The organism is Rarobacter faecitabidus, from assembly GCF_006716265.1.
In the GTDB taxonomy this organism is placed as follows: domain Bacteria; phylum Actinomycetota; class Actinomycetes; order Actinomycetales; family Cellulomonadaceae; genus Rarobacter; species Rarobacter faecitabidus.
Genome location: NZ_VFOS01000001.1, coordinates 1,327,614 through 1,349,850, shown reverse-complemented (window position 1 = coordinate 1,349,850; position 22,237 = coordinate 1,327,614). Strand labels below are relative to the sequence as shown.

Here is a 22,237-nt window from a genome sequence, read left to right as displayed (position 1 = left end):
CGAAGGAACTCGTTTCGTGTTTGGGACCCTGTCAGACCGGCTGACTTCCACTTTCAAGAACCTGCGATCCAAGGGCCGGCTCACCGAGTCGGACATCGACGGGACCGTCCGCCAGATCCGTCGTGCGCTGCTCGATGCCGACGTCGCCGTCCCCGTCGTGCGCGAATTCACCGGGCGAGTTCGCGAACGCGCATTGTCGGCCGAGGTCTCCGGCGCGCTCAATCCGGCGCAGCAGGTCGTCAAGATCGTCAACGACGAACTCGTCGGAATCCTCGGCGGTGAATCGCGCGCGCTCAACTTCGCCAAGACGCCGCCGACCGTGATCATGCTCGCCGGGCTCCAGGGTGCCGGTAAGACGACGCTGGCGGGGAAACTCGCCAAGCACCTGCGAGAGCAGGGGCACACGCCGCTACTGGTCGCCGCGGACCTGCAGCGCCCGAACGCGGTCACCCAGCTGCAGGTGGTCGGCGAGCGCGCGGGCGTCCCCGTCTACGCCCCGCACCCCGGCATCGCCTCCGAAGCGGAGGTTCCCACCGGCGACCCCGTCGAGGTCTCGCGCGGGGGCGTAACCGAGGCGAGGGCGAAGCTTCACGACGTCGTCATCATCGACACCGCCGGCCGCCTCGGCGTTGACCAGGAACTGATGCGGCAGGCCGCGGACATCCGCGAGGCCACGCAACCCGACGAGGTTCTGTTCGTCATCGACGCGATGATCGGTCAGGATGCCGTCAACACGGCCAAGGCGTTCCTCGACGGCGTCGATTTCACGGGCGTCGTGCTGTCCAAGCTGGACGGCGACGCGCGCGGCGGGGCGGCGCTCTCGGTCGCATCGATCACCGGGCGCCCCATCCTCTTCGCATCGACGGGTGAGCAACTCACCGACTTCGAGCCCTTCCACCCGGATCGCATGGCCTCCCGCATCCTCGACATGGGTGACGTCCTATCGCTCATCGAGCAGGCCGAGAAGGCGTTCGATGCCGACCAGGCCGCTTCCATGGCGCAGAAGATCGTCTCGGGCGACGGTTTCACGCTCGAGGACTTCCTGGTCCAGATGCAGCAGTTACGCAAACTCGGGTCGATGAAGAAGATGCTCGGAATGCTGCCCGGCATGGGACAGATGCGCGACGCCATCGACAACTTCGACGAGCGCGAGGTGGACCGAGTCGAGGCGATTATCCGATCGATGACGCCCCAGGAGCGCACGAGCCCGAAGATCCTGAACGGCTCGCGTAAGGCCCGTATCGCGCGCGGTTCGGGCGTGACCCCCGCCGAGGTCAACCAACTGCTCACGCGCTTCGAGAGTGCGCAAAAGATGATGAAGCAGATGGGCCGTAGCGGGGGACTTCCGGGTATGGGAGGCATGCCCGGAATGGGCGCACTGCCCGGCTCCGGTAAACGAGCCGGAGCGCGGACCCCGTCGAAGGGCAAGAAGAACAAGGCGGCCCAGCGTAAGGCGTCCGTGCAGGCGATGAAGGCGCGCAAGGCCGCGCTCGCTCCCGAGACAGACGCGGCCCCGGCGGGCTCGTCCTTTGGACTCGGCGCCGGGCCGGGACAACCCGCCAGCGTCGAGGATCTTCAACTGCCCGCGGACCTGGAGAAGTACCTCAAGGGCTGACCATGACCACGATTCACCTGACCGGACGCGTCATCCTCTCCGACGAGATCGAGGTAGGCGAGGCGTGGGTGGTCGGTGGCAGGCTGACCCTCGATCGCCCCTCGTCGCTCGGAACCGATGTGGTTCGCGTCGATGGGTTCGCCCTGCCGGGCCTGGCCGACGCTCACTGCCACGTCGGGCTCGGGCCGCTCGGCTCGGTAAGCCGTGACGAGGCGCTCGCCCAGGCCCGAACCGATCGCGACAGCGGCGTGCTGGCGATCCGCGATGCGGGTTCTCCTGCCGATACGCACTGGCTGGATGACCGCTCCGACATGCCCCGCATCATCCGGGCGGGGCGCCATATCGCCCGACCAAAGAGGTATCTGCGCCACTATGCGGTGGAACTCGCCGAGCCGTGCCAACTCGCATCGGAGGTGGCGCGACAGGCAGAAGCCGGGGACGGTTGGGTCAAACTCGTCGGCGACTGGATCGACCGCACGGAGGGCGACTCGTCGGATCTGCGGCCGCTGTGGACCCGGGAGCAGTTGACCGAGGCCATGAGCGCGGCGCATCGCCTCGGTGCGCGGGTGACGGTCCATACCTTCGCTCACGAGGCGATCGACGACCTGCTCGCCGCGGGAATCGACTGCATCGAGCACGGCACGGGCATCGCAGAACGCCACCTGTCGACGCTCGTTGAGCGAGGCATACCCGTGACCGCCACGCTGCTGCAGATCGGCCAGTTCGAGGCCATCGCCGCGCAGGGCGCCGCAAAATATCCGGTGTTTGCCGCTCGTATGCGCCGGCTATACGAGCGCCGCTACGAGCACGTGCGCATGCTGCACGAGGGCGGGGTCCAGCTCCTGGTCGGCACCGATGCCGGCGGTACGATCGGGCACGGAACAATCGCCGCGGAGTGCGCCGAGATGGTCGCCGCCGGGGTCCCGGAGCCAGCCGTCGTGGCCGCAGCATCGTGGCGCGGGCGGGCTGTCATCGGCGCGGAGACGATCGGCGAGGGCACCCGGGCGGACCTGGTCGTCTTTGACGAGGATCCACGCCGCGACATCCGTGCGCTTGGGGCTCGGCCCACTGTGTTGCTCGGCGGGGAGATCGTAGCGCCGGGGGCGTAGGACGGGTTCGTGCCCGCATCGCCGTCGTGAGTGGCGCGAGAGTCGAAAACCTGGCACAATGGTCCGCTGTACTCGGCGCGTTCCGGACCCTCTCACCGGAGTGGCGCTCAGTGAAGAATCTCACCGCGATGCGGCCCCACCGCGAGCGGGGTGCGATTCACCCAATCCAAGCTAGGAGAGACCACAAAAGTGGCCACCAAGATTCGCCTGAAGCGGTTCGGCAAGATCCGCGCCCCGTACTACCGTGTCGTCATCGCCGACTCCCGCGCCAAGCGCGACGGTCGCGTGATCGAGGAGATCGGCAAGTACCACCCGACCGAGGAGCCCTCGGTCATCGACATCAACTCAGAGCGTGCCCAGTACTGGCTCGGGGTCGGCGCACAGCCGACCGAGGCCGTCCTCGCGCTCCTCAAGGTGACCGGCGACTGGCAGAAGCACAAGGGCCTGCCGGGCGCTGAGGGTACCCTCCGCGTCAAGGAAGGCGCCTTCGACGCGCAGGCAGCCATTGAGGCGGCCAACAAGGAAGCCGAAAAGCTCAAGGCTGACGCTTCCGCTGCCAAGGCTGCCGTTGCCGAGGCACCGGCCGCGGACGCTGAGTCGGACGAGCAGGCCTGATGGTCGCGGACGCGCTGGAGCACTTGGTGCGGGGGATCGTCGATCACCCGGATGACGTCACCGTCACACTCAAGCGCTCGCACCGGCTCGAGATCCTCCAGGTGCGGGTGCATCCCGAGGATTTGGGCCGCGTGATCGGGCGTGGCGGGCGTACGGCCCGCGCGTTGCGCACGGTCATCAACTCCATCGCGCCGAGCGGCAATGTCCGCGTCGACGTCGTGGATGTCGACCGCGGATAGCGACGGCGCGTCGCACACCTCATCGGCATTGGTCCGGCTCACCGACTCAGGCGAGCCGGGCCTTTGCTTTCCCCAGCAGTAATACTCTGTGCCGGATCTCGGCGAGTCAGCCGACCGGTGGTTCTCCAAGGAGACGACGTGGAACTGAACATTGCGAGGATCGACCGGGCACAGGGCTTGCGCGGCGAGGTGGCGCTGACGCTATTCACTGACGATCCGGACAGCCGGCTCGCCGTCGGAACTCAGCTCGAGACGGACCGCGATGACGCGGGATCTCTGACGATCGCGTCGACGCGCATCTACAAGTCACGGTGGTATGTGCGTTTCGAGGAGGTGCCCGATCGGACTGCGGCCGAGGCGCTTCAGGGTACGATCCTGACGGCCGATATCGAGGGCTCGGACGAGGAAGACGCGTGGTACGCCCACGAACTCACCGGGCTACACGTCGAACTGGCGGACGGTACGGTGGTGGGCACCGTGATCGGCTTGGAGCACCTGCCCGCTCAGGACCTCCTCGTGGTCGCCGAACGACCGGGTGGCCGCACGCTCATCCCCATGGTGTACGAGATCCTGCTCGACGTGGACATCGCAGGCAGACGCATCGTCGTTGATCCCCCGGGCGGGCTCCTGGAACGCGACCAGATCGAGGGTCAGGAGGACGACGCCCTGTGAGGATCGACGTCGTAAGCATCTTCCCCGAATACCTTGCGCCACTCGACCTGTCCCTCGTGGGTAAGGCTCGCCAGTCGGGACTCGTCGACATCACGGTGCACGATCTACGCGACTGGACCTCCGATCGTCACCGTACGGTGGACGATACGCCGGTGGGCGGCGGCGCGGGCATGGTGATGCGCGCCGATGTGTGGGGCAGGGCGCTGGACGAGGTGCTGCAGCCGGGTGCCACGCTGGTTATACCGACCCCGTCCGGACGGACCTTCAACCAGCGCGAGGCCGAGGACCTAGCGAGGCGCGAGCGGATCGTATTCGCCTGCGGTCGATACGAGGGCATCGATGGACGAGTCGCCCGGCATTATCGCGGGGCCGACTATCACGTCGAGGAACTGTCGATCGGGGACTACGTCCTCAACGGCGGCGAGGTTGCGACGCTCGCGATGATCGAGGCCATCGCGCGGCTCGTGCCCGGAATGGTCGGAAACCCCGAATCGCTGGTCGAGGAGTCGCACGGTGCCGCGGGCCTGCTTGAATATCCCGTGTTCACGCGCCCCACTACGTGGCGTGGCCTCGACGTGCCCGAAATTTTGCTGAGCGGACACCACGCGAACATCGAGCGCTGGCGACGCGACGAGGCTCTCGAGCGCACCGCTCAATTACGTCCCGATCTGATCGCAGCGCTGGCCAAATCTCAGGGACTGAGCGCGCGCGATCTGCGGGCGCTCAGCGACGCGGGCTTCGAGAATCCCTCCTGAGCGCTTCCTCCCGGGCACCTGAGCGAACAAGGGTGGGCCCGCGCAGACCAGTGAGTTGGACCGCCCAATCCATGATTGACGCTACCGCTCGGGCGTTCGTACGATGCAGGGATGCGAAAGAGAACGCTCGTGGCCGCGCTCGTGACCGCCGCGCTGGCGGTACCAGCGCTTTGCTCCGCCGCGTACGCCGATGACCCCGTTCCGCTCAAGACGGCCGTCAAACTGAAGCTCATCGACGAGAACCGCTGGCCGGTGCGCGGTATCGACGTGACCGCCACTGACGGGAATCTCCTGGTCGAGGACGCGACATCGTCCAGCAACGGCGCGGTCAACCTCGTCTTCGACTATGCCGAGACCCGAGACGTGACCCTCACGCTCGTCGATGGATACGGCGAATCAGCCGACTCGTGGCGCACTTTGACGCTCCAGGCGCTGCATCCGGGAGAGACGCGCGACCTCGGAACGATCACGTATCGGGTTCAGGCGAAGCCTGGCAAAGCGAGCACCGCGATCAACACGTCAAGTAAGGCGGCCGTGGCGAAGGCCTACCGGAGCCAGTACAAGAAGCAGTTGCGGAATGAAAAGCCGGTCAAGGTCAAGGGCTGCAAGGTCGGCAAGACTCCGGCCGCGCTGCAGAAGCGTGTGCTCACCAGCGTCAACTTCGTCCGTTCCCTCGCTGGTGTCGAGAAAGTAACGCTCGACAAGAAGATTTCGGCCCGCGCGTCCAAAGCGGCTCTCATTCAGTACAAGCAAGGGTGGCTCGAACACTTCCCGAGCAAGAAGGCAAAGTGCTGGTCCAGCGTCGGCGCCGACGAGTCGGGCAAATCGAACCTGTCGGGCGGCACCATTGGCGCGGCGAACGTCAGGGCGTACATGGACGATGCAGGCGGGAACAACCTCGACGCCGGGCACCGCGGATGGCTCCTCACGCCTACGCTGAGCAAGATCGGCGTCGGCTACGCCGGCGACTTCGGCGCGTTACACGTCGTGAACTACGGTGATGGGCAGCGCGTCGACAGCGTGAAGCAACCGCTGTGGACGAGTTGGCCGACGGCGGGGTATTTCCCGAAGCAGTTGGAACCGCAGGGCCGTTGGTCGTTCAACACCTCGCGGGGTGACATCAGTTTCGCCAAGGCGAAGGTCAAGGTGCAGGTCGGCAAGAAGACGGTCAAGCAGAAGGTCGTGTCCAGGGGTGACGGCATCGTGTTCGATCTCGCCAAGACGCCCTACAGTACCGCGAAGAAGTACAAGAACAAGGTGGCCTCGGTGAAGGTGACGATCTCGGGCATGCGGTTGCGCGATGCGACGACGTTGCCTCCTTACACCTACACCGTCAAGTTCTTCACCCCGTAGTGGTCGCACGCGAGCGGGAATCAGCACAGCAGCGCCTGCAGGGTGACGCCTGACGTTTCGATCGCCCCACGCGAGCGGGAATCAGTACGTCGTGTTGAGAACGGCGAACGGGGTGGGGTAGAGTGAATCCTTGGTCTGCGCCGCCGTCTCTGCCTCAGGGGAGTACGCGGGCTCTGGCCACCGGCTTCGACGGTGGCGCCGCAGTTCCACACCCAAGACAAATGGGACCCGTGAGGTCCACGATCGTGCCTGACCTGTGGCAGGTACTGGAGAGAAACATGCAGACGCTTGACCATGTTGATGAAGCTTCGTTGCGTTCCGACATCCCCGCGTTCCGCGCGGGCGACACCGTCAAGGTGAACGTGAAGGTCGTAGAAGGCAACCGTTCCCGCATCCAGGCGTTCCAGGGCGTCGTCATCGGACGTCAGGGCGCTGGCGTCCGCGAGACCTTCACGGTCCGCAAGATCAGCTTCGGCGTGGGCGTCGAGCGGACCTTCCCGCTCCACGCTCCGACGATCGAATCGGTCGATGTCATCACCCGCGGTGACGTCCGCCGTGCGAAGCTCTACTACCTGCGCGCTCTTCGCGGCAAGAAGGCGAAGATCAAGGAGAAGCGCGAGCAGGCTCCCGCTAAGTGAGCAACGTAAGCGATGATGTGACGCCGGCGGCGGGCGACCCTCAGGGTCGGCCGCCGTTGGCGTCCGACCAGAAAGCGGCGGACGTGGCCTCACCGATCGAGCCGGAGAGCGGCGAACAGCAGGACGACAGCGCCCCGAGCGGCGAGGCGAGCGAGCCCGTCGAGGAAGCCGGAAACGCCCCGCTCACGCGCAAAGAGCGCCGCGAGCGCTGGCGTCGGGCACATCCCACCGCGAGCCACGTACTCGACTTCTTAACGGTCATCGTCGTAGCGCTCGTCCTCTCCTTCCTCATCAAGACTTTTCTCGCGCAGCCGTTCGTGATCCCTAGCGAGTCGATGGAGGATACCTTCGTCCGCGGTGATCGAGTCGTGGTCTCCAAGTTGTCGACGTCCGTTTCCCACGTTCGGCGCGGCGACATCGTGGTGTTCCGCGACGACGACGGCTGGCTGGCTGAGCCGGTGGACGTTGACCGCAATGCTCTTCGCCGCGGACTCGAGGCGGTGGGGCTACTTCCCGAGACCGAGCATCAGTACCTGATCAAGCGAATCATCGGCGTCGGCGGAGATAACGTCGCGTGCTGCGATTCTCAGGGAAGGGTGACGGTCAACGATCAGCCGATCACCGAGCCATATCTCAAGCCAGGCTCGATCCCGAGTCAGATCCCGTTCTCCGTGCAGGTTCCGGAAGGCAAGCTGTGGGTAATGGGTGACAACCGTCAGAACTCGGGCGACTCGCGGTTCCATATGGGCGATCCCGGCGGTGGATTCGTCGACGAGGATCAGGTTGTCGGGTCTGCGTTCGCGACGGTCTGGCCGCTCAACCGGTTAAGTTGGCACAGCAACCCCGAGTCGGTGTTCGACCAGGTTCCAAACCCGTAGCACGATGGCCGCAACCAAGCTCCCGCAGGCGGACTTCGTTTTCGAGTCGGGGCTCACCGCCCGGGGCGGCGTTCTCGCGGGGATGGACGAGGTTGGCCGCGGTGCGCTTGCCGGACCGGTTTGCGTGGGTGTGACGGTCGTATTGGACAGGTCCGTTCCCGTGCCGGTCGGTCTGACCGACTCCAAGCTACTGACGCCCCGGCGCCGGGCGGCCCTCGCCCAGGAACTGCGCGCTTGGGTGGATGCCTGGGCGGTGGGGACAGCGACGGCCCGCGAGATCGACGCGGTGGGAATCATCGGCGCGCTCCGTCTCGCAGGCGAACGGGCGCTCGAGAAAGTAAGTGCGACGATCGACGACGTGGAACTCGTCCTGCTCGACGGAAGTCACGACTGGCTCACTGGGCGTGCGCGGGACTCCGGTGAGCTAGACCTGTTCGGCAGCGCTTCCGGCGCGCGTTCGCCTAAGGTCGTGACGAAGGTTAAGGCGGACGTATCGTGCGCAAGCGTTGCCGCCGCATCCGTCCTGGCGAAGTGTCATCGTGATGCGATCATGGCCGAGCTCGACGCGCACTATCCCGGCTACGGCTGGCTTCGCAACAAGGGATACGGCAGTGCCGATCATCGCGAGGCGATCGGTCAGCTCGGGCCGACTGGTCTGCATCGCCGCTCGTGGCGTCTCAACTGACACGTATCGCAGCAAGATAGGACATGATGATCTAGTGAGCGGCGAAGAACTCGAGAACTACGAGACCGACATGGAACTCGCGCTGTATCGCGAATATCGCGACGTGGCGCGGCTCTTCTCCTACGTCATTGAGACGGAACGGCGGTTCTACCTGGCGAACTTCGTGGACCTGCAGGTGCGGTCCGCCGCCGGCGAGGTCTACTTCGAATTGCGGCTCCAGGATGCGTGGGTTTGGGATGTCTACCGGAGTAAAAGGTTCGTCAAGTCCGTGCGAGTGGTCACCTTCAAGGACGTCAACGTCGAAGAGCTGGCGAAGACGGACATCGACCTCTAGGCGGATGCCTGAGCGCTCGATCCGCCATTAAGTTCTCCACAACCCCGCTTTCGACGCGTGCCCAGCGCGCCGATTCGCCACCCTTGAAGCGTGAACAACGCACCGAGGACCGCACCCCCCGCTCAAGCCAAGACGGAGGCGATTTCGCGCGACGATGTGGCGCCGACGCCTGACACCAGGCGGATCGAACTCGGCCGCCGTGGCGAGGACACCGTCGTTGCGCTGATCGAGGACTGGGGATGGACGCTGCTCGACCGCAACTGGTCGTGCCGGTTCGGCGAGATCGACATCGTGGCGATGGACGGCCATGAGCTGGCGATCATCGAGGTCAAGACGCGCAGTTCGCTGAATTTCGGGCACCCTGCCGAGGCCGTCGATGACCGGAAGCTGCAACGCTTGGGCAGACTCGCGGCACAGTGGCTGAGCGAACACCCGGACGTTCGCGCGGGAACCGTACGCATCGACGTCGCCGCAATTCTGCAGCAGGGGACATACCTCGACTGCGAGTACCTTCACGGGGTGACACTGTGACCGCGACGGTGTCTGGCGAGGCTCGCATCCGCGGAAAGCTCGGCAGATCGCTCAGTGTCGGATTAGTGGGGATGTCGGGCCATCTGGTGGACGTCGAGGCGCACCTCGCCAACGGCGTTCCGGGCTTTGTCATCGTCGGGTTGCCGGACGCCTCCCTCGCAGAGGCTCGCGACCGGGTTCGGGCAGCCATGTCGTGCTCGGGGTTGCGATTGCCCCAGCGCCGCATCACCGTCAACCTGGCACCCGCTTCTCTGCCCAAGCGTGGCTCCGTGTTCGATGTGTCTATCGCGGTCGCCATCCTGGCGGCGGGACTTGTGGTTGACCCGGAACGCGCCGCCACCACCGTATGTCTCGGCGAACTGGGCCTGGACGGTCGTGTGCATCCGGTCAGGGGCGTTCTGCCCGCGGTCTCAGCGGCCATGGCGTCCGGGCCGGCGAGGATCATCGTCCCCGAGCAGAACGCCGCAGAAGCCCGGCTCGTTCCTGGCGCCGAGATAATCGGGGTGAACTCCCTGCTCGAGGTAGCGGCGAGGCTGGGCGCCGATGTCGAGCCTCCGGCACCGGAGGCCGTCGCTCCTCCCGGTGCGCCCGTGGCACGACCCGCGCATCGTGCACCGGACCTGGCCGACGTCGTCGGCCAGCACGAGGCCCGCCACGCGCTCGAGATAGCCGCGGCAGGGGGCCATCACCTCTTCATGGTCGGCGCGCCCGGGACCGGAAAGACGATGCTCGCGCAGCGGCTGTCGACGATCCTGCCGGACTTGAACGACGAGCACGCGGTGGAGGTAACGGCCATCCATTCCCTCGCGGGAACCCTGGATGCCTCGGCAGGGCTGATCCGGCGTCCGCCGTTTCAGTCGCCTCACCATACGGCGACGGCTGCCGCGCTCGTGGGCGGGGGCAGCGGGCTGCCCCGGCCAGGTGCGGTATCGCTCGCGCATCGCGGCATATTGTTCCTCGACGAGGTTCCGGAGTTCGCCGGACGCGTCTTGCAGACCCTGCGCCAGCCGATCGAGGCCGGAGAATTGACCATCCATCGTAGTGGCGGAGTGGCGCGCTATCCGGCGCGCTTCCAACTCGTGATGGCAGCCAATCCGTGCCCGTGCGGCAAAGCACTCGACGATTGCGGCTGCACCTCGCTGGTTCAGCGCAGGTATTTCTCTCGCCTTTCCGGACCACTGTTGGACCGGGTGGATCTCCACTGTCACGTCAGCCCTACCGGAATCGGGACGCTGCATGGAACTGGCGGCGAGAGTTCCGCCGCTGTCGCGCAGCGAGTGGCGGAGGCCCGCCGAGCCGCTGCGGAGCGCCTGCGGGGAACGGAATGGACACTGAACTCGCAGGTGCCCGGCTCCTGGCTACGCGAACGGTGGGCGGCCGATCCGAAGATTCTGCAGCCACTGCATAACGCGATCAGCCTCGGACACATATCCATGCGGGCCGCCGATCGAGTGGCGCGGGTTGCATGGACGATGGCCGACCTGGCCGGACGAGTGTCCCCGGGACGCGAGGAGATCGATGCGGCCCTTGCGATGCGCTCGGTGGGATCGATGCGATGACTGGGCCAATTCCAGCCGCTGCGCCGGACGAGCGTCAGGCGAGAATGTCATGGGCCATGGTCACGGAGCCAGGGGAGATCCGCGCGATTGCCCTCGTCCAGCAACTAGGTGCCATGGATTCCTGGGAGTGGCTGCGCGAGCAGGGGCACCGCCTAGAATCTGGCGGCAACCATCACGTGCCCGCATCGCTCCGCAGGAGCGTCAAACGCTGGTACGAGCATGCCCGGACAATAGATCTCCCCGGCGTCCACCGGGCAATTGAGAGCGTTGGTGCGCGCACGCTCGTACCCGGCGATTCCGGGTGGCCGGTCAAGCTCGACGACCTCGCGGACGAGGCGCCGTTGTGCCTCTGGGTCCGAGGGAACCCGGATCTCGGGGCTGTCTCGCGCTCTGCCGTCGCAATCGTCGGGGCGCGGGCCGCGACCGCGTATGGCGTGGGGAGGGCGGGGGAGATGTCCGCCGATCTCGCGAGCCAGGGTATCGCCGTGGTCTCGGGTGGAGCGTTCGGTATCGACGCCGCGGCGCACCGAGGGGCATTGGGAGTGGGAGGCCCCACGATCGCTTTCCTGGCGGGTGGGATCGATCAGTTCTACCCGCGGGCGAACGCAGCCATGCTCGCCGCCATCTGCGAGCGCGGGGGTGCCGTCGTGAGTGAACTAGGTCCCGGTGCCCAGCCGTTGAGATCCCGATTCCTGAAGCGGAATCGCCTGATCGCTGCACTCGGGGACGCGACGGTCGTCGTCGAGGCTGGCCTGCGGTCGGGAGCGATGTCCACCGCGAGGCAGGCATCGAGCCTAGTGCGCCCGCTCGGCGCCGTGCCAGGGCCGGTGACATCGCGGGTCTCTGCGGGCTGCCACGAACTGATCCGCAGCGGCATGGCCGTCCTCGTGTCGAGGGCACAACACATCGTGGAGTTGGTGAGGCCGTTCGGGGATTTGGCGGCGTCCGATGCGGATATCGTGATGGCTGGCGTGCAGGGTGAGTTGCGCGAGCCTCAGGAGTCCGCGCCGACGTGGCTTACCGACGCCATGGACGTGGTGCGCAGTGCGTTGCGCGCGCGGCGGCGGGGAGTGAGTATCGACGAGATCGTCGAAGTCACCGGGCTCGCGACCAACACGTCCCTCGCGGTGCTCGGTGAACTAGAGGCGCGGGGCGAGGCAACCTGGCGGGGTCGAGGGTGGGAGTTGATTGATTCGAGCAGGTGAACGGCAGATTGCCGGTGGTTCCGTCCGGCCACAGGAGAGTAACGAAATTCATCCGACGACCGAGCGAGACTTGCTTTTCCGAACATAATGGACAACGGTTGCCACATGAGTGTGACTCAGGCAACAGGTCGCGAAAGCGCGCACCGAGCTGCGCCTTCGTGCCTCGATCGCTTCGAGGAGTACTTGCGAAGCAGGCGCGGGTTGTCGGAGGGGACCGTGCGCGGCTACCTAGCGGATCTGCGGACGTACCGGGATTTCCTCGCAGTACCGGACCTCACGGCCGGCGAAGTGACCGTGGCACATGCGCGCCGCTGGTTGGCTGCGGGGACTCGCAACGGGCTTGCCAAGTCAACGATTGCGCGCCGCCGCGCAAGCATCCGCGCATACAGCGACTGGCTGGCGCGAACCGGCGAGGCACCGTCCGGTATCGGGCGGATTCCCGCCCCGTCCCTCCCCAGCCGCCTTCCTGCGGTCCTGCACGTCGAGGCGGCCGCCACGCTGCTGAACACCGCGCGGGCGGACTACGACGAAACGCAGGCTCCGGAGGAGTTGCGCCTGTGGGCCTGCCTCGAACTCATGTACGGCACGGGAGCGAGGATCGCCGAGATCGCCGCGATCGACGTGGACGACCTGGATCTCTCCGGTCGATTCGTCCTGCTACACGGCAAGGGCTCGAAGGACCGGGTCGTTCCCCTCGGGGCCCCAGCGGCCAGCGCATTGCAGACCTGGCTGACAGCGGGCCGCCCCACGATGGCCTCCGCTGGCCGAGGCACTACCTCGCATGCGTTGTTCCTCGGCACGCGCGGGGGCAGGTGGGGAGTTCGGCAGATCCGCGAATCGGTGCATCGGGCCTGCATTAACGCGGAAATCACTGACATCTCGCCCCACGCCTTGAGGCACAGCGCCGCCACCCATTTAATTGAAGGCGGAGCTGACCTAAGATCAGTTCAGGAGTTACTGGGACATTCGAGCATTGCAACGACGCAACGCTACACGCACGTCTCGGTCGAACGACTGAAGTCCATCTACCGCCAAGCGCACCCGCGTGCGTGACGGTCTGTTGAAGGGAACTCTCCGAATGAACGCTGCCAGCATGAATGCGACAGAGGTGGAAGGCGCGACTCAAACCGCTGCGACCAGGACCACGGCTCGTTCGGGCCTGTTGTTTGCGCGGCGGGACGAGCGAGCGAAACCCGTCCACGAGGTGGCGCTGCGCGCCGACCCGAGCGATGCACAGGTGGTTGACCTCGAAAACGGTGAGATCCGGGACGTATGGACCTACTACCGCATGACGCGCGCGTTGGCCGCTCGCGAGAAACTGATTCTGTTCTACAGCCCGCTCGTCGGCCAGGTGGCCACGCGCATAGGCATGCGGCTGCCGAACACGGTGGAGCAGGCCGACCTCGTCTCCTACGGCATGTTCGGACTCATCGACGCGATCGACAAATTCGATCCAGATCGGGACATCCGCTTCGAGACCTACGCCCAGACGCGCGTGCGTGGCGCCATCATCGACGGACTGCGCTCAATGGACTGGGTGCCGCGCTCTGTTCGAGCGAAGGCGCGAAGCCTGGAGCGGGCCGTCGAAGAGCTCGAGGCTAGGCTGCGCCGGGCCCCGTCTCGCGAGGAACTGGCCGATCACCTGGGTATCGCGCTTGGCGAACTTCATCACATCGAGTCTGCGAATTCGAGTTCCTCCATCGTGGCGCTCGATGAGCTCCTGGCCCTCGGGGATGGGATCGAGCAGCGCCTCGCCCCGTCGCAGCCGTCTCACCACGACGTTGACGATCCGGCTGGTAGTTACGAATCAGGCGAGCAGCGCCGCATTCTTTTCGATGTCGTCAGCCGACTCGGCAATCGTGACCGACTGATCCTGATGCTCTACTACTTCGAATCCCTGACGCTCAGCGAGATCGGCGCCATCCTTGGCGTCACCGAGTCCCGCATTTCGCAACTCCACTCCGGGGCGATGAAGCAACTCCGGTCTCAGCTCACCGACATGGGAGTGCGGTAACCCGAGCTGCCGTAAGCGGTTCGCGTTCCGGTGCGGGCAGGCACGCACCGCGAGGGTGACGTGCCGCGCAATACCGGAAGATCGAACTGCGCGTCAGGAGGGATGCGGGCTCAGGAGGGATACAGGCGGATTGCGATGACTCCCAGGAGCATCAGCGGATTGAGATAATCGCCGCGCGGGTTGCGCACGCCCCAGTGCAAGCATGTGGCCGCTCCGCGGCAGTCGTGTCCGGTCGCAACCTCGCCAACCGACTGTCCACGCACGACAACTGTGCCGGAGGACAAATCCGACTCGACGGGTTCGAGCGTCGACCTCAGGCCGTCCTCGTGCTCGATGACAATGAGCGGCCTGCCCGCAACGCGTCCGTTGAACGTAACGGTGCCCCCCGCCGGAGCGCTCACCGCCGTCGCCGCTTCGGCCGCCAGGTCGACCCCTCGGTGCCCGGCCGCATAACGGTTTGCTGGCGCCTGGAAGCCGCGTATTACTAGGGAGGCGATCGTTCCCGGTAGCGGAAGCTCGTATCCTCGTAGTGATTGCGGCTCTTCGTTCGGCTGGTGGGCGAGAGGATCCTGCGCGGAGGACGAGGCCCACGGTGCGGCCATCGGCGCAGGAGCCACACTGGCTACCACGGCCGACGCCAGGACGACTGCCAGAATTCTCTTCATGACAGCACTCATACCCGCCGTCTACTACCACCGCACGCCAGCACGAGGGTTGGGGATAACTCGTCCCAGCCGCCGCGTGAGTGGCCGGCGCGAAATCGGGTAGGATGGTCCAAGCAGCTGACCTCGTCGGCTGACTTCGCGTGCCAGCATTCACCGGTTCCACCGGTGAGGCGCGGTTTCCCTCCGGTCCATGAATCAAGATTCATGGCGGGAGCCCGGCTGGCACCAGGGGAGGCATCGCACGTTGCCTCCGACAACCACCGCGGCGTTCACGTCGCCAGATTGATGGCGCTACTCCATGAGTTGCGCCCGAAAGGACCACCATGGCTGTGGTAACCATGCGCCAGTTGCTCGAGAGCGGCGTCCACTTCGGACACCAGACTCGCCGCTGGAACCCCAAGATGAAGCGCTACATCTTCACCGAGCGCAACGGCATCTACATCGTCGACCTGCAGCAGTCGCTGTCCTACATCGACAATGCCTACGAGTTCGTCAAGCAGACCGTCGCGCACGGTGGCTCGATCCTGTTCGTCGGCACCAAGAAGCAGGCACAGGAAGCGATCGCCGAGCAGGCGACCCGCGTTGGCATGCCATACGTGAACTACCGCTGGCTTGGCGGTCTGCTGACCAACTTCAGCACCGTGCACAAGCGCCTGCAGCGCCTCAAGGAACTCGAGCAGCTCAACTTCGACGACGTCGCCGGCTCTGGCTACACCAAGAAGGAACTGCTCGTCCTGCGCCGCGAGCGCGACAAGCTCGCCCGCACGCTCGGCGGTATCCGGGACCTGAACCGCGTTCCGAGTGCGGTGTGGATCGTGGACACGAACAAGGAGCACCTCGCGGTTGACGAGGCTCGCAAGCTGGGCATCCCGGTTGTCGCGATCCTCGACACCAACTGCGACCCGGACCTGGTCGACTACCCGATCCCGGGTAACGATGACGCGATTCGATCGGTCGCCATGCTAACCCGCGTGATCGCCGACGCCGCAGCCCAGGGGCTCATCGAGCGCGCTGGCGCCTCGTCCTCCACCACGGAGGCGGCACCCGCTGCCGAGCCGCTCGCCGAGTGGGAGGCCGAACTGCTCGCCGGTTCCGCCGACGCTGAGGCGCCGAAGACCGAGGCACCCGCTGCTGAGGCCGCTCCGGCTGATGAGGCACCCGCTGCTGAGGCCGCTCCGGCTGATGAGGCACCCGCCGCCGAGGCGCAGGCCTGAGCCTGACTCAGTTTCCAGACTCTTACCACACAGGAAAGAAGCAAGACGTTATGGCGAAGATTAACCCCGCCGACATCAAGGCCCTGCGCGAGCGTACGGGCGCTGGCCTGCTCGATGTGAAGAAGGCACTCGTCGAGGCTGAGGGCGACCCAGAGCGCGCGATCGAGATCATCCGCGTCAAGGGCCTCAAGGGCGTTGCCAAGCGTGAGGACCGCTCCACCTCGGAGGGCCTCGTCGCGCTCAGTGTCCGCCAGTCCGAGGAGGTGGAGGGCGAGGTCGGCACGATCATCGAACTCAACTCCGAGACCGACTTCGTCGCGAAGTCCGACCCGTTCATCAACCTTGCCGCCCGCGTACTCGACTCCATCGTGGCCGCTGGTGCCTCGAACGAGACCGACGCGCTGACCGCCGATGCCGATGGCAAGACGGTCAAGGAGGTCATCGACACGACCGCCGCGACGCTGGGCGAGAAGGTGGCGCTTCGCCGCGTCGCTCGCGTTGCAGGCGAGCGCGTCACGAGTTACCTCCACCACACCGCCGCCGGCCTGCCGCCGTCGATCGGTGTCTTGGTCGCGACGAACGTCGCCGGTGCCGCTGTTGCCAAGGACATCGCGCAGCACGTAGCCGGCCTCTCGCCGCAATACCTCAGCCGTGAGGACGTTCCCGCCGATGTGGTGGAGAACGAGCGCCGCATCGTCGAGGAGACGGCCCGCAATGAGGGCGGTAGCAAGCCGGATCACATCATCGCGAAGATCGCGGAGAACCGTCTCAACAAGTTCTTCGAGGATGTCGTCCTGCTCGAGCAGCCGCTCGCAAAGGATCCGAGCAAGACCATCGGTCAGCTCCTCAAGGAGGTTGGCGGAACCCTCACCGAATTCGTTCGGTTCCGGGTAGGCGCCTGATCTTGCAACTCGGCCCGGTCCACTTTCTCAGTGGGCCGGGCCGAGCCGCACCCGGGTAGTTTCAATCCTGCGATACATAGCAACTCACATGAAGGGCAACGAGGATGACAGTTGAGCAGAGCACGAGTGAGCCGCGTCGGGTACTCCTGAAGCTGTCCGGAGAAGCGTTCGGCGGCGGGCGTGTCGGGGTCTCACCCGATGTCGTGCGCCGAGTCGCCGGAGAGATCGCTGCGGCTGCGCACCAGGGCGTGCAGATCGCGATCGTCGTCGGCGGTGGGAACTTCTTCCGCGGGGCCGAGCTCGCGCAAAACGGACTGGACCGCTCACGCGCCGACTATATGGGCATGCTCGGTACGGTCATGAACTGCCTGGCGCTCCAGGACTTTCTGGAGCAGGCAGGGGTCACCACGCGTGTGCAGACCGCCATCACCATGGGGCAGGTCGCCGAGGCATACATACCCCTGCGCGCGGTGCGCCACCTTGAGAAGGGACGCGTCGTAATCTTCGGTGCCGGTGCCGGAATGCCCTATTTCTCCACAGATACCGTCGCTGTCCAGCGACTGCTGGAGATCGGCGGCCAGGAGGTCCTCATGGCGAAGAACGGCGTCGATGGCGTTTACACGGCCGATCCGAAGGTCGATCCCACGGCCACGCGACTCGACACGCTGGGCTACAACGAGGCCCTGGTCAAAGGCCTTAAGGTTGTAGACGCTACGGCCTTCAGCCTTTGCAAGGATAATGACGTTCGCATGCGGGTGTTCGGCATGGATGAGCCAGGCAATGTCACCAAGGCTCTGCTTGGGGAGAATATCGGAACGCTGGTAAGCGCCGACTGATTGACGCGACAGCACAAGCATCGCGAACGAGATGGGAGATGGATCGGTGATTGACGAGATCCTCCTCGAAACCGAGGAGAAGATGGACAAGGCGATCGAGGTCGCCAAAGAGGAATTCAGCGCGATTCGAACGGGCCGCGCGAACCCCGCGCTGTTCTCGAAGCTCGTCGCCGACTACTACGGCGCCCCGACGCCACTGCAGCAGCTCGCATCATTTGCCATTCCCGAGGCCCGCACCGTCGTCATCTCGCCTTTCGACAAAACCGCGATCGCCGCTATCGAGAAGTCGCTACGCGATTCCGACCTGGGTGTGAACCCCACCTCCGACGGTAACGTGATCCGCGTGTCCCTTCCCGCCCTGACGGAGGAGCGGCGCAAGGAATACGTCAAACTCGCGAAAATCAAGGCTGAGGAGGGGCGCGTCTCCGTTCGCGCCGTGCGCCGCAAGGCCAAGGACTCGCTCGACAAGCTCGAGAAGGACGGCGACGCCGGCGAGGACGATGTCGCTCGCGCGGAGAAGGAACTCGAGGCTCTTACCAAGGCGCACGTGGATCAGATTGACGTGCTCCTGGCGGGCAAGGAGAAGGAACTTCTCGAGGTCTAATGACCGACTCCGCCAGCCCCGCCGAGGCCGAGCCCAGAGCACGTAAGGGCGGACGCGATCTGCGCGTCGCCATACCTGTGGGGCTCGGTCTGCTGGCGCTTGTCGCGGCCGGACTGTTCGTACAGAAACAGTTCTTCATCATCGTCGTGGCTATCGCGCTCGCGCTGAGCATGTGGGAACTTGATCAGGCTCTTGCCAAGAAGGGCATCCGAATCCCGGTTGTCCCGCTCGCGGTCGGCTCGGCCGGCGTCAGCATCTCGGCATATCAGGCAGGCACCGAGGGCCTGATGATATCCATAGTCCTGACGATCTTCGCCGCGATCGTCTGGCGACTGATGGAGGGCGGGGGCCCGGCGGCGCTACGAGATTTGACCGGCATCGCGTTCGCGACGGCCTATCTGCCGCTCATGGCAGGATTCGTCGTGGTCATCCTGGCCAGCGACAACGGTCAGCATAAGGTCGCGTTGTTCCTGCTGCTCGCGGTCGCCTCTGACGTGGGTGGGTTCTTCGCGGGCGTCTTTCTCGGCAAGCATCCGCTCGCTCCGTCGGTGAGCCCAAAGAAGACCTGGGAAGGGCTCGCGGGATCATTCGCCTTGACCATCGCGGTTGCCACGGTGGGGGCGCGAATTCTCGGACTGGATCCGATCTCGGGCGCGATGCTCGGCCTTATCGTGCCGATCACTGCAACTCTGGGCGACCTCGGAGAGTCGCTCCTGAAGCGGGACCTCGGCCTGAAGGACATGGGCTCGCTGCTGCCGGGTCACGGGGGAGTCCTGGACCGCATCGACTCGATGCTGCTCACGGCGCCATTCGTGTACGTGGTTTTCGTCGTCGCCGACCGCATGAGTGCGGCGGCGGCCTGACCGTAGGGAAGTTCTTCATGGCCGTCCGCCCGCAATCGCTCGGGATGCCGCTCGATTTTTCGGCCCGAACCAAGGGCCGGCGAGGTAAGCCGCCTCGCCATTTCGTCGACTTCTCGCAGGACGAGGTCTCCGAGTTCCTCGCCGAAGTCGGTCAGCCGAAGTTCCGCGGCAAGCAACTCGCGACGCACTATTTCGAGCATTTCTCGAACGACTCGAGCGAGATGACTGATCTGCCGGCCGCGATTCGCGAGCGGATCCAGGAGACCCTCTTTCCCGCGCTTCTCACCGAGGTACGCGAACTCACGGCCGATGGCGGCACGACCGTCAAGACCCTGTGGAACCTGTTCGACGATGCCAAAGTCGAGTCGGTCCTGATGCGTTACCCCAGTCGCAGCACGCTGTGTATCTCCAGCCAGGCCGGCTGCGGGATGGCTTGCCCCTTCTGCGCCACCGGCCAACTCGGCCTGACGCGCAACCTGACCACGGCGGAGATCGTCGAGCAGGTACGGGCCGCGCAACGCGCCCTGCACGAGGGACGAATCCCTGGCGGGCCCACCTCGCTCAACAACATCGTGTTCATGGGCATGGGTGAACCGCTGGCGAACTACAAGGCGATCATGGGGACCGTGCGCGCGCTAGTCGCCCCGCGACCGTGGGGGATGGGGATGTCCGCCCGCAACGTCACGGTCTCGACCGTCGGCCTCGTCCCGGCCATGCGCAAACTGGCCGATGAGGGGATCCCCGTGACCCTAGCGCTGTCGCTGCACGCGCCTGACGATGACCTTCGCTCGGAGTTGGTGCCGATTAACACGCGATGGTCGGTGGGGGAGGCGCTTGACGCCGCGCGCCACTACTTCGAGGTGACCGGCCGCCGGGTGTCGATCGAATACGCCCTGATCAAGGACATGAACGATCACGCATGGCGCGCCGACCTGCTGGCGAAGAAGCTGAACGCCCGCGGCAAGGGCTGGGTCCACGTAAACCCCATCCCGCTGAACCCGACCCCCGGATCGATCTGGACCGCGCCTGACAAGGACGTGGAACGCGAATTCGTCGACCGGCTGCGCGCCGCCGGCATTCCGACGACGATTCGCGATACTCGTGGAAGTGACATTGACGGTGCTTGTGGTCAACTTGCCGCCGCTAAGGAGGAAAAGTCAGCATGACGACGGCGTTCCCAAGGTCAAACTGGTTCCGATTCGGCTACGATCCCGAGGAGGTTGACGACTTCTTCGACCTGGCCAGGGCATCCTACGAGGGTGATCCCGCGGCCCGGCTCAGCGTGGACGAGATTCAGAGCGTCGCTTTCGATCAAGTTCATCGCGGCTACAAGTGCGATCGCGTGGACGCCGCCCTGGACCGACTGGCCGCGGCCATGGTGGTCAAGGAGCGCGCGCAGATCGTGGAGGCGCTCGGCCAGCAGGACTGGAATCAGCAGCTGGCGCAGCGCGCGACGACGCTGTACAGCAGGCTCACGCGCCCGGAGAGGGAACGCTTTGCGCCACCGAGGGGACGACGCGGATACGATGCCGCGCAGGTGGATGCCCTGCTCGATCGATTGACCGCCTTCTTCGACGAGGGAACTCCCATCACCGCCCGCGAGGTGCAGCAGGCGACCTTCAAACGGCGCGGTCCCAAAAAGGGGTACGACGAGGCCTCGGTCGACGCCTACCTGCGCCGCGCCGGGCAGGTTCTGCTCGCCGCCGTATGAGCGCACCAAGCGACGGGCCGCGCTCTCTCGCACTACTCGGCTCGACGGGGTCAATCGGCACGCAGACCCTAGACGTCGTCTCGCGGAACCCCGACCGATTCACCGTGGCCGGACTGGCCGCATCGGGTTCGAGCCCGGACGAGCTCGCGGCCCAGGTGGCACGCTTCCGCGTCCCGGTTGTTGCGATCGCGAATCCCGACAACGTCGCTCGGGTGCGCGCCGCGCTACAGCAGCGCGGGATCAGCGGCGTCGAAATCCTCGCGGGCCCAGGAGCGACCGCGGAACTGGCGGCCCGCGGTGCGGACGTGGTCCTGAATGCGGTGGCCGGATCGATCGGTCTCGGCGCAACCCTTGCTGCACTGCAGGCCGGATCCACGCTCGCCCTCGCCAACAAGGAATCCCTGGTGGCCGGCGGGAACCTCGTCCTCGAAGCCGCCAAGCGCCCAGGTCAGCTCGTGCCCGTCGACTCCGAGCACTCCGCCATGGCGCAGGCGTTGCGCGCTGGACGGCGAACCGAGGTGGCGCGGCTCATACTCACGGCATCGGGTGGCCCCTTCCGCGGCTGGCCGGCGGAAAGTCTGCGGGATGTGACCGTGGAACAGGCGCTCGCGCATCCGACCTGGTCCATGGGGCCGGTGGTCACTATCAACTCCGCAACGCTCATGAACAAGGCGCTCGAACTCATCGAGGCGCACGTGCTCTTCGGCGTGGATCCGGACGAGATCACCGTCGTCGTCCACCCGCAGTCGATCGTGCACTCGGCCGTCGAGTTCGTGGATGGATCGACCATTGCCCAGGTGTCGCCACCGGACATGCGCCTACCCATCGCCGTCGCCCTCGACTGGCCGAACAGGCTGCCCGACGTGATTCGGGGCTACCCGTGGGACAAGAGCGTCGACTGGCACTTCGAACCGCTAGACGACGTGACCTTCCCCGCGATTGCGATCGCCCGCGCAGCAGTCGGCGCCTCCGCCTGGCACACCGCAGCTCTCAATGCCGCCAATGAGGTGGCGGTCGAGCGTTTCCGCCGCGGTGAGCTCCGCTTCCCGCGCATCGCGCAGATCGTTGCCGATGTCGTGGCCGCGGTGGAATCCACCGGCATCACCGGCACTGGTCCCGCCAATTTCGATGAGGTCCTCGAGATCGAGAACTGGGCCCGCGCGTACGCGGCGGAACTCTCAGATCGATAGTCCACAATGGATGAGCCGCCACGACGCCCCACGTGGCCGGTGGATGGGAG

The 22,237-nt window shown here is 65.7% G+C and carries 25 protein-coding genes; 24 read left to right on the top strand and 1 reads right to left on the bottom strand.

Annotated elements, in window-relative coordinates:
• The first annotated feature begins 16 nt into the window (after positions 1 to 16).
• From ffh to FB461_RS05895, 16 genes are all read left to right on the top strand, one after another.
• Positions 17 to 1,615, top strand: a complete 1,599-nt coding sequence (gene ffh, locus FB461_RS05970) for a signal recognition particle protein (RefSeq protein ID WP_142119847.1) — start codon at positions 17 to 19, stop codon at positions 1,613 to 1,615.
• A gap of 2 nt (positions 1,616 to 1,617) precedes the next feature.
• Positions 1,618 to 2,724, top strand: a complete 1,107-nt coding sequence (locus FB461_RS05965; RefSeq protein WP_142119845.1) for an amidohydrolase family protein — start codon at positions 1,618 to 1,620, stop codon at positions 2,722 to 2,724.
• A 189-nt stretch (positions 2,725 to 2,913) separates the two neighbouring features.
• On the top strand, positions 2,914 to 3,339 hold the full coding sequence (gene rpsP / locus FB461_RS05960) for a 30S ribosomal protein S16 (RefSeq protein WP_142119843.1): 426 nt from the start codon (positions 2,914 to 2,916) through the stop codon (positions 3,337 to 3,339).
• Entirely contained in the window at positions 3,339 to 3,578 is a 240-nt protein-coding gene (locus tag FB461_RS05955; RefSeq protein WP_142119841.1) for an RNA-binding protein, read from the top strand. Before rpsP ends, FB461_RS05955 begins: the two co-directional genes overlap by 1 nt.
• Before the next feature lie 138 nt (positions 3,579 to 3,716).
• Positions 3,717 to 4,250, top strand: coding sequence for a ribosome maturation factor RimM (gene rimM, locus FB461_RS05950; protein ID WP_142119839.1), 534 nt, complete (start codon positions 3,717 to 3,719; stop codon positions 4,248 to 4,250).
• Positions 4,247 to 5,005: a tRNA (guanosine(37)-N1)-methyltransferase TrmD gene (gene trmD, locus FB461_RS05945; protein WP_142119837.1), complete on the top strand. Its 759-nt coding sequence runs from the start codon at positions 4,247 to 4,249 to the stop codon at positions 5,003 to 5,005. The genes rimM and trmD overlap by 4 nt, the downstream gene beginning before the upstream one ends.
• A gap of 111 nt (positions 5,006 to 5,116) precedes the next feature.
• The gene (locus FB461_RS05940) at positions 5,117 to 6,358 is read left to right on the top strand and encodes a CAP domain-containing protein (protein ID WP_142119834.1); all 1,242 of its coding nucleotides are present in this window, start codon (positions 5,117 to 5,119) and stop codon (positions 6,356 to 6,358) included.
• Positions 6,359 to 6,636: 278 nt separating this feature from the next.
• Complete coding sequence (gene rplS / locus FB461_RS05935) at positions 6,637 to 6,996, top strand: 50S ribosomal protein L19 (RefSeq protein ID WP_142119832.1); 360 nt, start codon at positions 6,637 to 6,639, stop codon at positions 6,994 to 6,996.
• A complete protein-coding gene (gene lepB / locus FB461_RS05930; protein ID WP_246046039.1) occupies positions 6,993 to 7,874 on the top strand; it encodes a signal peptidase I in 882 nt (293 codons plus the stop codon). Before rplS ends, lepB begins: the two co-directional genes overlap by 4 nt.
• Positions 7,875 to 7,878: 4 nt before the next feature.
• Positions 7,879 to 8,559 carry a ribonuclease HII gene (locus FB461_RS05925; RefSeq protein ID WP_142119830.1) on the top strand — a complete coding sequence of 227 codons (681 nt, stop codon included), beginning with the start codon at positions 7,879 to 7,881 and terminating at the stop codon, positions 8,557 to 8,559.
• Between the two features lie 34 nt (positions 8,560 to 8,593).
• Complete coding sequence (locus tag FB461_RS05920; RefSeq protein WP_142119828.1) at positions 8,594 to 8,893, top strand: DUF2469 domain-containing protein; 300 nt, start codon at positions 8,594 to 8,596, stop codon at positions 8,891 to 8,893.
• A 90-nt stretch (positions 8,894 to 8,983) separates the two neighbouring features.
• Complete coding sequence (locus FB461_RS05915; protein ID WP_170222629.1) at positions 8,984 to 9,424, top strand: YraN family protein; 441 nt, start codon at positions 8,984 to 8,986, stop codon at positions 9,422 to 9,424.
• Complete coding sequence (locus tag FB461_RS05910; protein ID WP_281282063.1) at positions 9,421 to 10,983, top strand: YifB family Mg chelatase-like AAA ATPase; 1,563 nt, start codon at positions 9,421 to 9,423, stop codon at positions 10,981 to 10,983. The genes FB461_RS05915 and FB461_RS05910 overlap by 4 nt, the downstream gene beginning before the upstream one ends.
• Positions 10,980 to 12,188 carry a DNA-processing protein DprA gene (gene dprA, locus FB461_RS05905; RefSeq protein ID WP_170222628.1) on the top strand — a complete coding sequence of 403 codons (1,209 nt, stop codon included), beginning with the start codon at positions 10,980 to 10,982 and terminating at the stop codon, positions 12,186 to 12,188. Before FB461_RS05910 ends, dprA begins: the two co-directional genes overlap by 4 nt.
• Before the next feature lie 105 nt (positions 12,189 to 12,293).
• A complete protein-coding gene (locus tag FB461_RS05900; protein ID WP_246046038.1) occupies positions 12,294 to 13,241 on the top strand; it encodes a tyrosine recombinase XerC in 948 nt (315 codons plus the stop codon).
• Between the two features lie 40 nt (positions 13,242 to 13,281).
• Entirely contained in the window at positions 13,282 to 14,202 is a 921-nt protein-coding gene (locus FB461_RS05895) for a FliA/WhiG family RNA polymerase sigma factor (protein WP_142119820.1), read from the top strand.
• 110 nt (positions 14,203 to 14,312) lie between these two features.
• Here the strand turns inward: FB461_RS05895 and FB461_RS05890 are convergent, their stop codons facing one another.
• Positions 14,313 to 14,867: a M23 family metallopeptidase gene (locus tag FB461_RS05890; protein WP_170222627.1), complete on the bottom strand. Its 555-nt coding sequence runs from the start codon at positions 14,865 to 14,867 to the stop codon at positions 14,313 to 14,315.
• A gap of 323 nt (positions 14,868 to 15,190) precedes the next feature.
• On the opposite strand from FB461_RS05890, the gene rpsB reads away from it, so the two are divergent.
• From rpsB to dxr, 8 genes are all read left to right on the top strand, one after another.
• Positions 15,191 to 16,081, top strand: a complete 891-nt coding sequence (rpsB, locus tag FB461_RS05885) for a 30S ribosomal protein S2 (protein ID WP_142119816.1) — start codon at positions 15,191 to 15,193, stop codon at positions 16,079 to 16,081.
• 50 nt (positions 16,082 to 16,131) lie between these two features.
• Positions 16,132 to 16,983: a translation elongation factor Ts gene (tsf, locus tag FB461_RS05880; protein WP_142119814.1), complete on the top strand. Its 852-nt coding sequence runs from the start codon at positions 16,132 to 16,134 to the stop codon at positions 16,981 to 16,983.
• Between the two features lie 104 nt (positions 16,984 to 17,087).
• Positions 17,088 to 17,819 (top strand): UMP kinase, encoded by a 732-nt coding sequence (gene pyrH, locus FB461_RS05875; RefSeq protein ID WP_142119812.1) that lies wholly within the window; start codon positions 17,088 to 17,090, stop codon positions 17,817 to 17,819.
• Positions 17,820 to 17,865: 46 nt separating this feature from the next.
• Positions 17,866 to 18,423 carry a ribosome recycling factor gene (gene frr, locus FB461_RS05870; protein ID WP_142119809.1) on the top strand — a complete coding sequence of 186 codons (558 nt, stop codon included), beginning with the start codon at positions 17,866 to 17,868 and terminating at the stop codon, positions 18,421 to 18,423.
• Complete coding sequence (locus FB461_RS05865; protein ID WP_142119807.1) at positions 18,423 to 19,286, top strand: phosphatidate cytidylyltransferase; 864 nt, start codon at positions 18,423 to 18,425, stop codon at positions 19,284 to 19,286. The genes frr and FB461_RS05865 overlap by 1 nt, the downstream gene beginning before the upstream one ends.
• Positions 19,287 to 19,303: 17 nt before the next feature.
• Complete coding sequence (gene rlmN, locus FB461_RS05860) at positions 19,304 to 20,452, top strand: dual-specificity RNA methyltransferase RlmN (protein WP_142119805.1); 1,149 nt, start codon at positions 19,304 to 19,306, stop codon at positions 20,450 to 20,452.
• On the top strand, positions 20,449 to 20,997 hold the full coding sequence (locus tag FB461_RS05855) for a DivIVA domain-containing protein (RefSeq protein ID WP_142119803.1): 549 nt from the start codon (positions 20,449 to 20,451) through the stop codon (positions 20,995 to 20,997). The genes rlmN and FB461_RS05855 overlap by 4 nt, the downstream gene beginning before the upstream one ends.
• The gene (dxr, locus tag FB461_RS05850; RefSeq protein WP_142119801.1) at positions 20,994 to 22,187 is read left to right on the top strand and encodes a 1-deoxy-D-xylulose-5-phosphate reductoisomerase; all 1,194 of its coding nucleotides are present in this window, start codon (positions 20,994 to 20,996) and stop codon (positions 22,185 to 22,187) included. Before FB461_RS05855 ends, dxr begins: the two co-directional genes overlap by 4 nt.
• Positions 22,188 to 22,237 lie beyond the last annotated feature (50 nt).

Excerpts from the sequence above, each read along its gene's own strand:
- FB461_RS05855 (WP_142119803.1), top strand. The coding sequence starts at position 20,449 with ATGACGACGGCGTTCCCAAGGTCAAACTGGTTCCGATTCGGCTACGAT.
- dprA (WP_170222628.1), top strand. The coding sequence starts at position 10,980 with ATGACTGGGCCAATTCCAGCCGCTGCGCCGGACGAGCGTCAGGCGAGA.
- FB461_RS05865 (WP_142119807.1), top strand. The coding sequence starts at position 18,423 with ATGACCGACTCCGCCAGCCCCGCCGAGGCCGAGCCCAGAGCACGTAAG.
- FB461_RS05890 (WP_170222627.1), bottom strand. The coding sequence starts at position 14,867 with ATGAAGAGAATTCTGGCAGTCGTCCTGGCGTCGGCCGTGGTAGCCAGT.
- FB461_RS05955 (WP_142119841.1), top strand. The coding sequence starts at position 3,339 with ATGGTCGCGGACGCGCTGGAGCACTTGGTGCGGGGGATCGTCGATCAC.
- FB461_RS05900 (WP_246046038.1), top strand. The coding sequence starts at position 12,294 with ATGAGTGTGACTCAGGCAACAGGTCGCGAAAGCGCGCACCGAGCTGCG.
- FB461_RS05895 (WP_142119820.1), top strand. The coding sequence starts at position 13,282 with ATGAATGCGACAGAGGTGGAAGGCGCGACTCAAACCGCTGCGACCAGG.
- pyrH (WP_142119812.1), top strand. The coding sequence starts at position 17,088 with ATGACAGTTGAGCAGAGCACGAGTGAGCCGCGTCGGGTACTCCTGAAG.
- FB461_RS05965 (WP_142119845.1), top strand. The coding sequence starts at position 1,618 with ATGACCACGATTCACCTGACCGGACGCGTCATCCTCTCCGACGAGATC.
- rpsB (WP_142119816.1), top strand. The coding sequence starts at position 15,191 with ATGGCTGTGGTAACCATGCGCCAGTTGCTCGAGAGCGGCGTCCACTTC.
- tsf (WP_142119814.1), top strand. The coding sequence starts at position 16,132 with ATGGCGAAGATTAACCCCGCCGACATCAAGGCCCTGCGCGAGCGTACG.
- FB461_RS05940 (WP_142119834.1), top strand. The coding sequence starts at position 5,117 with ATGCGAAAGAGAACGCTCGTGGCCGCGCTCGTGACCGCCGCGCTGGCG.
- rlmN (WP_142119805.1), top strand. The coding sequence starts at position 19,304 with ATGGCCGTCCGCCCGCAATCGCTCGGGATGCCGCTCGATTTTTCGGCC.
- rplS (WP_142119832.1), top strand. The coding sequence starts at position 6,637 with ATGCAGACGCTTGACCATGTTGATGAAGCTTCGTTGCGTTCCGACATC.
- dxr (WP_142119801.1), top strand. The coding sequence starts at position 20,994 with ATGAGCGCACCAAGCGACGGGCCGCGCTCTCTCGCACTACTCGGCTCG.
- FB461_RS05925 (WP_142119830.1), top strand. The coding sequence starts at position 7,879 with ATGGCCGCAACCAAGCTCCCGCAGGCGGACTTCGTTTTCGAGTCGGGG.